At 43.2% G+C, this 14,044-nt stretch carries 11 protein-coding genes; 7 read left to right on the top strand and 4 right to left on the bottom strand.

The genetic code is table 11. The features are described from left to right. The first annotated feature begins 176 nt into the window (after nt 1–176). The gene (locus tag OCV56_RS20605) at nt 177–3,017 is read left to right on the top strand and encodes an Ig-like domain-containing protein (RefSeq protein WP_086714322.1); all 2,841 of its coding nucleotides are present in this window, start codon (nt 177–179) and stop codon (nt 3,015–3,017) included. Nucleotides 3,018–3,342: 325 nt separating this feature from the next. Further along, nucleotides 3,343–4,965, top strand: a complete 1,623-nt coding sequence (locus OCV56_RS20600; RefSeq protein WP_086714321.1) for a methyl-accepting chemotaxis protein — start codon at nt 3,343–3,345, stop codon at nt 4,963–4,965. A gap of 104 nt (nt 4,966–5,069) precedes the next feature. Here OCV56_RS20600 and OCV56_RS20595 read toward each other — a convergent pair whose 3' ends face one another. Beyond that, nucleotides 5,070–5,495: a DUF3010 family protein gene (locus OCV56_RS20595; protein WP_086714320.1), complete on the bottom strand. Its 426-nt coding sequence runs from the start codon at nt 5,493–5,495 to the stop codon at nt 5,070–5,072. A gap of 260 nt (nt 5,496–5,755) precedes the next feature. Between OCV56_RS20595 and OCV56_RS20590 the strand changes: the two genes are divergently transcribed. After that, entirely contained in the window at nt 5,756–7,393 is a 1,638-nt protein-coding gene (locus tag OCV56_RS20590) for a methyl-accepting chemotaxis protein (RefSeq protein WP_086714889.1), read from the top strand. Nucleotides 7,394–7,533: 140 nt separating this feature from the next. On the opposite strand, the gene OCV56_RS20585 is transcribed toward OCV56_RS20590, so the two are convergent. Next, a complete protein-coding gene (locus OCV56_RS20585; RefSeq protein WP_048613063.1) occupies nt 7,534–7,881 on the bottom strand; it encodes a DUF3316 domain-containing protein in 348 nt (115 codons plus the stop codon). A 262-nt stretch (nt 7,882–8,143) separates the two neighbouring features. On the opposite strand from OCV56_RS20585, the gene OCV56_RS20580 reads away from it, so the two are divergent. Both OCV56_RS20580 and OCV56_RS20575 read left to right on the top strand, forming a co-directional pair. Next, the gene (locus OCV56_RS20580; RefSeq protein WP_086714319.1) at nt 8,144–9,013 is read left to right on the top strand and encodes a LysR family transcriptional regulator; all 870 of its coding nucleotides are present in this window, start codon (nt 8,144–8,146) and stop codon (nt 9,011–9,013) included. A 4-nt stretch (nt 9,014–9,017) separates the two neighbouring features. Continuing rightward, nucleotides 9,018–9,689 (top strand): endonuclease III domain-containing protein, encoded by a 672-nt coding sequence (locus OCV56_RS20575; RefSeq protein WP_086714318.1) that lies wholly within the window; start codon nt 9,018–9,020, stop codon nt 9,687–9,689. Nucleotides 9,690–9,821: 132 nt separating this feature from the next. On the opposite strand, the gene OCV56_RS20570 is transcribed toward OCV56_RS20575, so the two are convergent. Beyond that, nucleotides 9,822–11,483 carry a methyl-accepting chemotaxis protein gene (locus OCV56_RS20570; protein ID WP_086714317.1) on the bottom strand — a complete coding sequence of 554 codons (1,662 nt, stop codon included), beginning with the start codon at nt 11,481–11,483 and terminating at the stop codon, nt 9,822–9,824. Between the two features lie 275 nt (nt 11,484–11,758). On the opposite strand from OCV56_RS20570, the gene OCV56_RS20565 reads away from it, so the two are divergent. Both OCV56_RS20565 and OCV56_RS20560 read left to right on the top strand, forming a co-directional pair. Beyond that, a complete protein-coding gene (locus OCV56_RS20565; RefSeq protein WP_086714316.1) occupies nt 11,759–12,271 on the top strand; it encodes an RNA methyltransferase in 513 nt (170 codons plus the stop codon). Nucleotides 12,272–12,357: 86 nt separating this feature from the next. Further along, nucleotides 12,358–13,197 (top strand): SGNH/GDSL hydrolase family protein, encoded by an 840-nt coding sequence (locus OCV56_RS20560; RefSeq protein ID WP_086714315.1) that lies wholly within the window; start codon nt 12,358–12,360, stop codon nt 13,195–13,197. A gap of 80 nt (nt 13,198–13,277) precedes the next feature. Here the strand turns inward: OCV56_RS20560 and OCV56_RS20555 are convergent, their stop codons facing one another. Continuing rightward, entirely contained in the window at nt 13,278–14,042 is a 765-nt protein-coding gene (locus OCV56_RS20555) for a DeoR/GlpR family DNA-binding transcription regulator (protein ID WP_086714314.1), read from the bottom strand. Between the last annotated feature and the right edge of the window lie 2 nt (nt 14,043–14,044).

Here is a 14,044-nt window from a genome sequence, read left to right as displayed (position 1 = left end):
TATCAAGAAAAATAGCATGTAAGAATTGTCCTACATGATCCATCTTGTTGACCTAATTAGAATTATATTTAAATGCTGAAATTTACTGTTTAGCATTACATTATCTAAATTTATATATAAGTAGATATGTATAAGGTACCACTAGTTATCTAGCTATTTGAAAGGTCATTAAAATTATGAAAAGAACAATTGGAGCAGCAATGCTGATTATGGCGGGTTTCAGTTTGAACCCAGTTACTGCAGCGCTTACCAACGATGTTAATATTGATGTATCCGCCTCAGAATCCCAATGGTGGAGTACTTACCAAGTTGAAGTTAAGAACACATCTTCTCAGGCGATAGACATGAGAAGCTCTGTTCTCGAGCTTGTCCTACCCCATGCGACAACTGATATTCAGTTTTCTTCTCAAGGTTTATCTTACCCAAGCCAAAATATTGAACATGAGACAACAAAGGATGGTGTTCTGCATAAGGTCACATTTTCGTTCGATAATGGCGCTTGGGTAAAGGACGAGCTACTTTCTGATACTGCGTTTTTCCTTTCGTTTGGGATCAATGGTCAGTTGCCCGATCTCGTTTCTTTTGAAAACTCCATTAAGTTTAATGGGGAGGGGGGGGAGACACCTCCAGTCCCTGAAGTGCAGCTTTCTATTCTTTCTCCTTTTGAAGGTCAGCGTTTGGTCACAAACCAAATCACTGAAATTCAAGGCTCAGTTGAGGGTGAAGCGGCATCCAAACTTGAGTTTTGGGTAAATAATTTGAAGATTGCAGATCAACCTGTTGATCAAGATGTTACGAATTATTCACAAACATGGACACCTAATGAATTAGGGGAGTCAGCGATTCATGTGTTGGTTTTTGATAGTAGCGATCAGCAGATCGAGCAGAAAACTTTGAAGGTGAATATTGAGTCTGACCAAGATTTTTCAGCACCAGAAGTGAGTTTTATTAGCCCGGAAGACGGGGCAACGTTTAAGAAAACAGAGACCGTTTCTATTTCTGTCGATGCTTTTGACGCAGAAGATGATTTATCTACGGTTGTGATTAAATCTGATAATGCATCAGTGTGTGAATTTGATGCAACTAAAGTCGACCAATTTAGTTGCGATTGGCAACCTGATAAAGCGGGAACCGTCGTATTAGACGCTGTGGCGATGGATGAACAAAATCTTTCAGCAACAGCCAGCGTTCAGATTACGATCACGGAATCGAGCAACAGTTGTGGTGACGTACCTCAGTATCAAGATGGCGTAAACTATCAAGTTGGTGACCTTGTTTCGAATGCAGGCGAAATGTTCTCGTGTACTGTTTTTGGTTGGTGTGGTAATCCAGTTTGGACTCCAGGAACAGGTCACCCGAACTATCCTGATGCTTGGAAAGACGCATGGGAAACTGAAGGTCAGTGCGATCCAAATGTAGCCCCAGAGATTGAACTAATAAGCCCAGAAAATGGCGACCGTTTACAGCCTAATCAGTCGTTTGATGTGATTGTTGATGCATTCGATGAAGACGGCGAAATTGTTAAGGTTGAAGCGTTGCTCAAAAGTACTGTCATGGCTACGTCAACGGAACTGACTCCTGACGGCAACTACTTACTGGAAATTCCAGGTCAAGTTGAAGGTTCTTATGAGCTAGTGACAACGGCTTACGATGACAAAGGTGCGTCGACTGCAACCAAACCAATCACGCTCGCAATCACCGATCGTGATCTGGCGGTCGGCCTGACTTCTCCTATTGATGGTTCGAGCTTTACCCAAGGTCGTAGTATTAAACTTGTCGCAGAAGCTCAAAGCTTTGTCGGTGATATCAAGTCAGTGACCTTCTTAGTCAATGATGTAGAACTCACGACAATTACACAGGCACCATACGAATTCGAATGGTTAGGTGCGCAATTAGGAACACATACGATTGAAGCTATAGCACTTAATACTGTTGGTGACACCCAAACGACACCAACATCGACGATTGAAGTTAAAGAACCAACATTCGATACTGGCTTGCGAGATAATCCAGATCGGTCGATTTCTTATCTTACATCTTGGGGATTGACTGATATTGAAGAGTTAAATAACTCTAACGGTGATGCGTACTTCTTATCGTTTGGTAACTGGGATGCGAACGGTAATATCAAAGTTAGTGATGATATGATCACGCCGAAATATGACCCTAGCTGGATGGCTCCTGGCTATCAATCCTGGACAGAGCTAAAACACAGCCATGATAACAAGACTATGATGGTAGCGTTTGGTGGTGCAAGTGATGAGCGAATTTGGAGCCTGATGGGGTCAGAGCAAAGTCGTGAAGCCATTGCTAACGGGCTTGTTGAAATGATGTCTCAGCCATACCCGGTTTATAAGAAAAACCTGAGCCCAGATGAGATTGTTGGTGAGTGTTTAGCAACGGATTGGCAAGGGAATTGTGATTATACTAAGTACCAGTTAGCAGGCTACGTGAGCATTGATGGTGTTGACTTCGACTATGAGACGGCAGCGCGTTTAACTGAAAAACAAAACCGCGAACTTGAAGATATAATTAATAGAATCCGTGACAAGATTGGCCTAAGCAAGATCCTTTCATTAACCACTTACCATGTAGGTGCTGACCCTGTTGAGTGTGCGAATCCAAACGTATACGAAAACTGTTCATTCATTGAGTCAGATCGTTCTGCTCACCACGGAGAAGTTATATCACTGCTTCAGAATACTCGAGATACGATCGACTTCTACAATGTGATGGCATATGACGCAGGTGAAAACTTTAAGTATGACGTTGCAATGGCGAACTATGCTTATCACGTGCAAGATCCAACGAAGATCGTTCTAGGTGCAACTATTAACAGTCAGTGGGGACCTAATGGCCGTTTTGTAGAAACTTACGAAAATAACATTGAGCGTGCTCGTTGGCAGAAAGCAAATGGATACGGTGGTTTTTTCATTTGGACTCTAGGTTCAAACAATCAAAGTTTGACGCTTCAAGAGCAAGTAGACTACTTCAATGACATGATTGAACAAAACTAAGCATGGAAGAAAGAGTCTAGTGTTCTAATCAAATGGGTTACTTGGCTGACTTTGCTGATTCTTGTTAATTCCTCTTTGATAGAGAACGACTCATCCTAAAAGAGGCTCAATTGAGCCTCTTTTTTATTATGTATATATGCCATCTATCCCTTATGTGGCAAGGTTCTGAGTACTATGTGTGTCGGAAAAATCCTACAAGAAAAATTGTGAGTAAATGGTTAATTTGGCGTGACATTATGCCGCACAGGATTGCCAATACTGATTGGAAGCATGTTGGCCATGGTTAGTGTCACTAATATTCGATTTTTACTTTAGGGAAGTATTCATGCAAAAGTTGTTCAACAATCTCACCATTAAGCAGCTCATCTTGTTACTCACGATATGTTCGCTTGCTACAGTGTCTTTGTCTATCGGTTACTCTGCTAGCAAGTTAAGTGATGTTAGCAAGTCATCAACAGTGGAAGTCAAGAGTGCTGTTAATGTCGTTTTGAATGTTGTTAATGAGCAAACAATTCCGTTTTGGCAATTGAGACTCGATTTAACTCGTTCTATATATTCACATGATGAGCGAAAAGCTTATGGAGACAAAATCGAACGGTGGTATCGCGATTATCAAAATCTGTTTGACCGTGTTGGTCGATCTGAATTTGATCGAGATTTCATTCGGAATGTAGATAATTATTATGAACATAATAAGAGAGCTAAAGAAGTTTTTGATGCATACGAAAATGGCCTAGTATCACAACTCGAACGAGATGAATACATAGCAAAAGGGCGTGAGATAAGTGTTTCAATTCGAAATGAACTGGCAAATAGAGTTCAAAATTATGCATCTCATGTTGTTTCGGAAATCGAAGAAGCTGAAACTGAAATACACGAAGCCATTTATATGTTGGTTGGTATCTTGTTAATCGTAGTTTTCGCCTCTTTCATTGCAGGCTTCTTATTATCGAATTCAATTTCTCAGAAGATTCACCGTGTATGTAGCGCGCTAGAAGACTTATCTAATCAAAAGCTCACGACAAGATTGCCTGATATCGAAGGTAATAATGAAGCAAACATACTCGCCAAGTACTACAACCGTTCGGCTGATAATCTTGGCGAAGTTATCAATGACCTGACCAATATCGCAGAGAGTGTAGCGGCATCTTCTGTGGAATTGAGTGCTGTGATGACCCAATCCTCAGCCAATGCGCAAGAAGAGAGTCATCAAGTTACTCAGATTGCGACAGCAATTAATCAGATGTCTATGACGGCGAAAGAGGTAAGTCAGAATGCTAGCCATGCCGAGCAGCAGGCGGGTAATGCGACTGATTCTGTAACTAACGGGCACGTGGCAGTGAGCGCTTTGGAAGACATTTCTAGTCAGATTTCTGAATCTGTGAATAGTACAGCTGAGGCGCTTGAAGAGTTGAAGTCATACTCGCTTGATATCAACTCTGTCATTGACGTGATTAGTAGCGTGTCAGAGCAAACGAATTTATTGGCGTTGAACGCTGCAATTGAGGCAGCACGTGCTGGCGAGCAAGGTCGAGGCTTTGCAGTTGTCGCCGATGAAGTTAGAAACCTAGCAGGCAAAACTCAGCAATCGACTGAGAGTATTCGTACCTTGATCGAAAGACTTCAAGAGAAGTCAGAAGCAACCAACATTGAGATGTCGAGCAACATTGAGCTAGTCACGCAATCTAGAGATGCTGTCGAGTCGGTAGCGAAAGCATTTTCTTCTATCATCGAATCGGTTAACTCAATCTCTGAAGTTAATATTCTTGTCGCAACAGCTTCAGAGGAACAGTCGGCCGTGAGTAGCGACATATCCAAGAACGTAGAAGTAGTGTCGGATGTGGTTAGCCAGAATGTTGCGGGCATTGCACAAAGCTCGGTCGCGACCGAGGAGCTTGCGAGGTTAGCGGAAGAGCAACAGCGTAGGCTCAAAGAGTTTACTGTTTAGTCTGTGGCGTGAGTGGTGTTATAACTCGTAAATCCGAGTGTCAAATGCAAAAAAGAGCCTGTTCAACAGGCTCTTTCTTTACAAATTACTTTGGCGACTTTTGATTAGCGCTTCATCAAGCAAGCGTAAGCCGTGGTAAACGGTGCTTCTTGGTATTGCTTAAGGCCTGTCTCTTTGAATTTCATCATAAGAGGGTTACGTTTAAGGCTCTCTTTGATGTCAGCTGGAGAAACCACTTCAACGTTTAGGCCATCGATGAGCTGAATTGCCGCTTCTAGTTTGAAGCCGAAACCACCGCCAGCAAATTTGCCTTTCGTTTGGCGTTGGCGAATCACAACTTTATCTACTTGGTAATCTTCCATTAACTTTGCAAAAGAGAATTGAAAGTCTTTCATATTCTGTGTGTCGTTAGCGTCGCTGATCGCAACTTTAGATACTCGGCAATCAGGAATGTTAAATACACCGTCAGATAGAGAAAGAAGACAGATGACTGCGTCGTTACCTTTGATTTCAACACCACAAATTTTCATGTTATTACCTACTTATTTTAGAGCCCTATATTATGGTGTTATTTGTGGCACTTCTCCAGTGTTAGCATGCGTTAGCTGCAAATAAGTCGAATATTGTCAGTAGTTCGCTCCGGTATACGTTGACCATTGGCTAAATAAACAACACACACCTGAACGATAACGTTTGCTATGAGATGAGGTTCACAAACTCTTAGCAGTGTTGAATATTGATACGGTATATTATGCCCGCATCCCTATTTACTGTGTGGTTATTAGCCTTTATGAGTATCAACAACCTTTCTATTAGGAGCAAAATCGCGATTCCATTAATGGTCATCGTGATTGTGTTCTCAACTGTAACTGTACTTAATGTTATTAAATCTAACGCGCAAGCGGCGATTAATAATGAACTCAACAATGTTGTTCAGCCTGTGTTAGACAACCTAGAAGATGGTTACCGTGACATCTACCAAATCATTGCATCAGCTCAAGGTCTTTTACTTGCTAAAGACCAAGCGGCGATTGATTACCAAAAATTTGAATTTAGAGATAATGCTTACAAAGCGGTCCCTCGTTTTGAAAGCGTGCAAACTCTATATACAGCAGGTGTGTTGGATCCTTCTTCTCGCGGTGAGCTGTCGAAGCTTGTGAACGCGATGAGCAAGTGGGTGTCGCTGCACGAGCCTATGTTTGCTGATCCTGCCAATGCTCATCAATACAATATTGATTACTCGCATCAGCTTGACGCTGAGTTTGCCATTATTCGTAAGCAACTGCGTTCAATCCGAACTTTGATTGAAGTGAAACAAGCCGAGTTACGTAAGCAAGCTGACGACTCGATTGAAGCAAGTAAGGTGATCATTGAAGTAGGTATGGCCGTTGCTGTTTTCGCGGCGTGCTTTGCGATGTGGTTGTCGAATCGTTTTATCGTTCGACCTATCCAAGGTGTAGAAAAGGCGATGAGTGAAATTGCTTCTGGTGATGGTGACTTGTCGCAGCGTATGGCTGTGAACGGAAGTGATGAAATTGCGCGCTTGAGTTCTGCATTTAACCAATTTGTAGGCAAGATCCACGTTACGGTGGAGCAGGTGATCTTAGCGTCTAACGCAGTACGTTCTGAGATGGAAAACATTAAGTCTCTGACACAAAGCGTTGCTCAATTCTCTGCCAATCAGCAGCAAGAAAGCGAAGTGGTAGCAGCGGCTGTTCATGAGATGCAAGCTACGAGCGAAGCGGTAAGTGGAAATGCTCTTGATGCTGCTTCTGCGAGTAATACAGCCAATCGAGAAGTTGAGTCGGCTGATAAAACATTAGGCTTAACTGTGAGTTCAATTGAACGTCTGGCTCATGACATTGATAATGCAAGTGGTGTTGTTCATGAACTTGATAGTGATGTGAAGAACATTGCTTCTATTCTTGGTGTTATTCGAGGCATTGCAGAGCAAACTAACCTATTGGCGTTGAATGCGGCTATTGAAGCAGCTCGTGCTGGTGAGCAAGGCCGTGGGTTTGCAGTTGTGGCTGATGAGGTGAGAGCCTTGGCAAGTAAAACGCAAGATAGCACGGGTGAAATTCAGTCGATGATTGAGCGTTTAGAGCAAGGCGCACAACAAGCGGTTGGCGTGATGAATGAAAGTAAGATCAGCGGTGAGAAGACGATTATTCAAGCTGGAACTGCTGCATCCTCACTGAGTGAGATTCGTAACTCTATCGGTATGATGAACGAGATGAACACGCAAATTGCAACAGCGGCTTCTCAACAATCTCAAGTATCGGAAGAAGTGAATCAGAACGTACAACGCATCGCTGAAAGCACCATGCAGATGGTTGAAATGGCAAGCAGTGCTGAGAATGCATGCATGGCACTGGCGGAGCAATGTGAAATGCTGGACGGTCTTGTTTCTCAGTTTGAAGTTTAGGTTTTGAATATGAGCCAGCAGTAGGGCTCATTTTTAGTCCCCATGAATTCGTGATGAACCATAAAAAAGCCCGTACTCAATGAGTGCGGGCTTTCTTTTTAGATACGAGCTTGGTTTCGGGCTCTGCAAATAATGCGGTGTTAGCTGCTACGGCCGTCTTTATATGTGTAGCGGTAGTCAACTTTTACGTTCGCTTGGTAATGGATGTCACCGTTCATGTTAGTGATTTTTTTCACTTCCATATTCGCGTCATCAATTTTAAACGAATCGTATTTTGTTGTTTGTTGGAACTGTGGCAGTTCTCTTGAAAGCTCAAAAGGTGTCTTTGCGCTTAACTCATCCATAAGGTTAGTTCCTGCATCGTATGCTTCCGCTTCAGTAACAAATGTATCAGATTTTAGCGTTGTTTCTTGAATCGTTGTTTTAGTTGCTGCAAACGCTGTTGTGCTGAGTACAAGAGTTGATGCAAGTATGATTAATTTTTTCATAGGAGTACCTTACTTTGTTGAAGTACCTGTGTTCCGGTACAGAACCAACATACCAACGAAGTGGTAAGATGAGTGTCAGAGGAGAAGACGATTTTGTTAGTGTTCAGTGAGGAATATTTAGAAATGTCAGGGATTGGTTGGAATGATTTCGAGTGATTGTAGCTAGAGCAGATTTATGCGCAGAGCCTATCAAGCTAGGTGACACTTATTTGTAACTTCAATACACTGTATGGGTAATCATCGTTCATCATAAGGTAAAAGTATGGCCAATTGGGAAGGGGTAAGTGAGTTTGTAGCCGTAGCTGAGCGTGAAAGCTTTACGGGAGCTGCGCAGAAGCTTGCTACGTCAGTTGCTCAAATCAGCCGACGAGTGGCTAACCTCGAAGAGCGCCTAGCGGTTAAACTCCTGAACAGAACAACCCGTAAAGTCTCTTTAACTGAAGCGGGTCAACTCTATTATCAACAATGTAAGTTGTTGGTTGAAGGGTTAGAAATTGCTGAGCTTGCTGTGACTCAAATGCAATCTACGCCAAAAGGGCTTTTGAAAGTTACTGCGCCAGTCACTTATGGCGAACGTCAATTGGCGCCTATTCTGCATAAGTTTTTAAAGCTCTATCCGCAAGTTGAATTAGAGCTGATGCTAACTAACCAAAAGCTTGATCTTATCGATTCAGGTGTAGATGTGGCGATTCGCTTAGGCAGATTAGAAGATTCAAGCCTCGTGGCAAAAAAGCTGTCACAACGACAACTTTATGTGTGTGCTAGCCCTGAGTACATTGAACGCTATGGTGAGCCTCATACGCTTTCTGAGCTGAGTAACCACCAATGTTTAGTGGGTGGCTTTGAACACTGGCGTTTTAAAGAGAACAAGCGCCCTCGCGCGGTGCGAGTGAATGGCCGAATTAAGTGTAATAGTGGCTTGGCTCTATTAGATGCAGCAAAGCAAAGTATCGGCTTGGTGCAGCTACCTGAGTATTACGTAAGTGAAGATCTTGAATCGGGTGAGTTGGTTGAGGTTTTGACCGATTTTCGTGACGATAAAGAGGGGATTTGGGCGCTTTACCCTCAGAACCGTAACTTGTCCTCAAAGGTTCGTTTGCTGGTGGATTTCCTTTCTGAGCAATTAGATTAGTTCTATGACGGCAAGCCATTATAATGAAATTAGCCCAAACGACCTGATACTCGGTGTGTTCGATACACTAGAGCAACATTATGGCTATTTTGATTGGTGGCAACGGGACGACCCTTACAAGATAATCCTAGGCGCTATTCTGGTTCAGAACACCAATTGGAAAAATGCAGAAAAGGCATTGACGAATTTAGGTGATAAGTGCGAGCCAAGATCGGTTGCAGATATGGATCTCGATGATCTTGCCCAGAAAATACGATCCAGTGGTTATTACAATCAGAAAGCCATTAAGTTGAAGGCTGTGACAGAGTGGTTTTCGAAGTACCAATACGATATGTCTGCTGTTCGTGAACAGGATAAGAATCAGTTGCGAAAAGAACTACTGGAAGTGAAAGGGATTGGTGGAGAAACGGCTGATGCTATTCTGGTGTATGCGATAGGTAAAGCGTCTTTTGTGATTGACGCGTACGCGAGAAGAATCTTTACTCGCAATGGGCTGGATGTGCCTAAATCGTATGAAAAATTCCGCTGTTTGATGGAGAGCGTGATTCCCTTAGATACCAAAAGGTATGGCTATTATCATGGCTTGTTAGTCGAACATGGGCAGCAGTTTTGTAATCCTAAGCCAAAGTGCGAACATTGCCCTTTAAATCAAGATTGCGTTAAAGCTGGAGTTTAGCCCTACTAGGCGTTATTTCTGTTATCCAATCATCCTTAGATAAAATTCGGGCTTCAGAATAGAGATTCTGAAGCCCGATGCGTTTTAGATGTTAAGTAGCATTTGGTTACTGCTTACTAGACTGAAAATGTATTAGACAGTGAAGCGATCCACCAAGTGATACAGCTCATTTGCTCGACTGTTGAGGTTTTGGCTACCTGTACGGTTTTGGTTTGCTAGTGCAGCCGATTGCGAGCTTTGATCTGAAATTACCACAATACGTTGAGAGATCTCTTGGCCCACAATATTTTGCTGTTCAGTTGCTGTAGCAATAAGCGAGTTCATGTCCATGATGGTATCGATTGACTCTTGGATTTTCGCAAGCGCCGCGGCAGCAGCGTTTGCTTCTTCCACCGTTTGAGCACTACGGTTTTGGCTTGAATCCATTGCTTTTACCGCGGCGTCTGAAGCGGCTTTTAGCTGTTCAATCATCTTGTGAATGTCGCCCGTGCTCTCTTGAGTTCGGCTTGCCAGCTTACGAACCTCATCCGCAACAACTGCGAAGCCACGGCCTTGTTCGCCTGCTCGAGCCGCTTCAATTGCGGCATTCAATGCGAGTAAGTTAGTTTGTTCTGCAATATCTTGGATAACCGCCAATGAAGAAGAGATGTTCTGAACATCGCCTTCTAAACGCGATACCACTGTGTTGGCTTCCGATACTTCGCTCGCTAGGCCTGCAACCGAATCTGCAGCTGCGTTCACTATTTGCTGCGCTTCTTTTGCGTTGCCCTCTGCTAGTTTCGCTGAATCGGCCGCTTGGCTTGCGTTGCTTGAGATCTCTTGCGCGGTTGTGGTCATCTCAGTCATCGCCGTTGCAACTTGCTCAGTCTCTTCACGTTGGCCTGTGGCAATTTCGTCGACCTGAGCTGCGCGAGAAGACATGCTAGACGTTTCTGCTACCACTTGCTGACCCACATCGCTTACGCTTCGAATAATGGTTTGCAGGCTGGCTACAAAGGCATTGAAGTTCTCGCTGAGCTTAGTGAATTCTGGCGCTTTGAATGTTTCCATTCGAGCGGTTAAATCAGCTTCGCCACTCGCGAATGCACTGATTGAACGGTCAAACTGCTCAAGTGGCTTCATAATTGTTCGGTTAACTGCTACTGCAAACACGGCAACCACAAGGGCGATTAATCCACAGAAAATAGCGATGGCAGTCAGTGAGCTTTGTAGTGCTGCGTTCGAGCTCTCTTTCATCTCTGCGATGACCGCATCGATGTCGTCAGTATAGAAACCGGTACCAAGCATTAAGTCCCACTGCGGAATGAATATTGAGTAGCTGAGTTTTGGTAAAGCTTCAGATTGACCTAGTTTTGGGAAATAGTAAGTGGTGAATTCACCCAATTTTGAGTTCTTGATTAGGTCACGGATTAAGTAATTACCTTTCTTGTCTTGTAGGTCGTAATAGTTTTTACCAATACCATCGTTATTTTGCCCGACAACGACTCGAACGCCTTTAGAGTCATAACCAAAAATATAACCAGATTCACCATATTCGAGAGTTCTTAACGTAGGTAAGGCCTCTTCTAGTGTCGCACCTCTGTCCAAGAACGGGCTGACCGAAGAGTAGGCCATTTGCAGATACGCTTTGAGTTCCTTTTCTTTCATCGCCATCATATTGCTACGCGTCGATTCTACTTGTTGTGCGGTTAGCTCGGTGCTCTTCATATACGTCACGCTCATCATCCCGATTGCCATCAGTAGTAGTGGAATGAAAGAGAGAATATAAAGGCGGTTTTTGATGGTTAGGGTCATATCACGTTTCCTGTGCGATTATTCATGCCGTTATCAACACACTATTAATGTGGTTTCAAAATGTAAATGCGCTTTTGGTCTAATTGTTATCCGGAAGTGATTTTGTTTTGTAAACTTGATGGTGGTTGGATTTTAGCTCCTCTTGACTTATGTAACTAGGCGCTCAGTCCTTGATAGGCTTGGTTGTTTCTCTGCTTTTGAATTAGACGCTGCTTTGTTAGAATGCGACGCTTTGTAGCACCCTGCTATGTCTATTCGTTAAGTGAGAAAGATTCATGAATAAAAGCCATGTGACTATTGGTTTAACTAACCCAAAGAGCCCGACAAACGTTGGTGCTGTTATGCGTGCGGCTGGTTGCTACCAAGTCAACGAAGTTAAATACACAGGGCGACGCTACGAAAAAGCAGCTAAATTTCACACCGATACTAAGAGTGCTGCGCGTACTATCCCTCTGACGGGGGTTGAGTCGTTTTTGGATAATCTTGATCCAGAAACCAAGATCGTTTGTGTGGAACTAGCGGAAGGTGCGATCCCACTGCCACGTTTTAAACACCCAGAAAATGCCATCTATATTTTTGGTCCGGAAGACGGCTCTATTTCTCAAGATGTCGCTGACCGAGCCGATCATGTTGTTTATGTGCCGACGGTCGGTTGCATGAACCTGGCTGCGACCGTGAATGTTCTTCTTTATGACCGCCTTGCAAAATCTGACGAGATGGATGAGAGCAATGAGTTGATTAAGAAAAGCCGCGATAACCGCAACCATTTAGTGATCAAAGAAAAGTAACTGCTGCTGTCTAGTGTTATCTATCCTGCAGTTTATCGGATATTATCTTGATACATCATCAGATAATGGAAGGGTTAGATAACACCATGGAAGACAAGCAATTACTTGCCGCACTACAACAAGAACCTATCCTCGATTTATATCAGTTATTTCAAAACGTCGGCAAAGATCGCTCTCTCTATGATTTATTGGAGAGGTTATCTTCCCTCAAAGAACAACATCAATTGAGCACCCAACTTAGCCCTTTGAAGCCTCATATTGAAGGGGTACTGGCTCAATTCGACGGTACCACGCCTGATAGTGACATTCTTAAGGCGGTTGCAATTCAATCTGAGATTCAGCAACGAGGTCACAGCATGAGTCGTTACATCATGACATCGGACAATCATCGCCACTTTTCACCTCAAGCGGATTTAGTGATGTTTGGAGACTCGATCACCGAGTGGGCGCCGTGGGCTGATATTTTTCGTGATATTTCTATGGTTAACCGCGGCTTGGCTGGTGATACCACATCAGGCATGTTGCGACGTATTGACACCACGTTAAACGTGAATCCCCAGTTAGTCTGTTTCATGGCGGGAATCAACGACTTGGCTCAAGGCTACGGCGTTGAACATGTGTATGATAACTACGTAAAAATGGTCAACATATGGCGAGATAATGGTATCCAAGTGTTGGTGCAGTCGACACTTTATGTTGGAACTAAGCTGCAAAGCTTAAACCCAAGTGTTGAGTCTTTAAATAGAAAGCTAAAAGATTACTGTGCGCAGCATGGCATCGAGTTTTTAGATGTGAATGCGGTATTAGCGCCAAATCAACACTTGTCGAATGAATACACGTGTGATGATTTACATTTGAATGGCAGGGCTTATCAGGCTTGGGCTGAGATTCTGATGCCGATGCTAGATAAGTGCCTTCATGAATAGCTAGATAGCAGTGCGTACATATCGTTAATACTAAAAAGCTCCCTTAATTTGGGAGCTTTTTGCTAGATAGGATAACCAAGCTATTCTGGCTTACACACTTCAATGAGAATGTTTTCGTGTTGAAGGTTTTTGGCTAGAGTGTTTGGTAATGCTTTGTCGGTAAATAACGTTGTTGCTTCACGAATATGGCAAAGCGCTATTGAACCTTTAGGTACAAACTTGGTTGAGTCGAGTCCAACGTACATGTGTCTTGCTGACTTCATGACAGTTTGTACTAACTCGGTTTCGTTGAGATCATATTCAAGGAGAGTGCCGTCGGTATCAAGAGAGCCAGCACTCGTTAATAGGTAATCAAAACGGAACTTTGAGATAAAATCGATAGCTTCTGTGCCGACAATACCCCCATTTGATGCTTTTACTTTACCGCTAGGTATCAACACATCAAATGATGGATTTGAGTGTAGGATGTTTGCAACGCGTAAACTGTTAGTAATCACCTGTAAGTTGCTCTTTTTTAATAGGTGATTAGCGATAGTTTCAGCCGTTGTGCCAATAGTGATGAAGATAGTCGAATTATCAGGGACTAATTCAGCAATGCATTTCGCAATTGCATTTTTCTCGTCAGTTTCAGCGCTTCGGCGTAGCTCGTAATCCAAGTTCGTTTTACTTGCTGGCGAACTTGCGCCACCGTGATGACGAATCAACAGCTTATCATCACTGAGCTTTTTGATGTCTCGGCGAATGGTTTGGGTAGAGACATTTAGGCTTTCCGCTAAGTCTTCAACGGTATAGTAGCCTTCATCAATAACTAACTTTAGTAATTTATCTTGTCTAGGATTAGTCATAC

This window comes from Vibrio gigantis, assembly GCF_024347515.1.
GTDB classification, from domain to species: domain Bacteria; phylum Pseudomonadota; class Gammaproteobacteria; order Enterobacterales; family Vibrionaceae; genus Vibrio; species Vibrio gigantis.
This window is presented reverse-complemented; position numbering and strand designations above follow the sequence as displayed.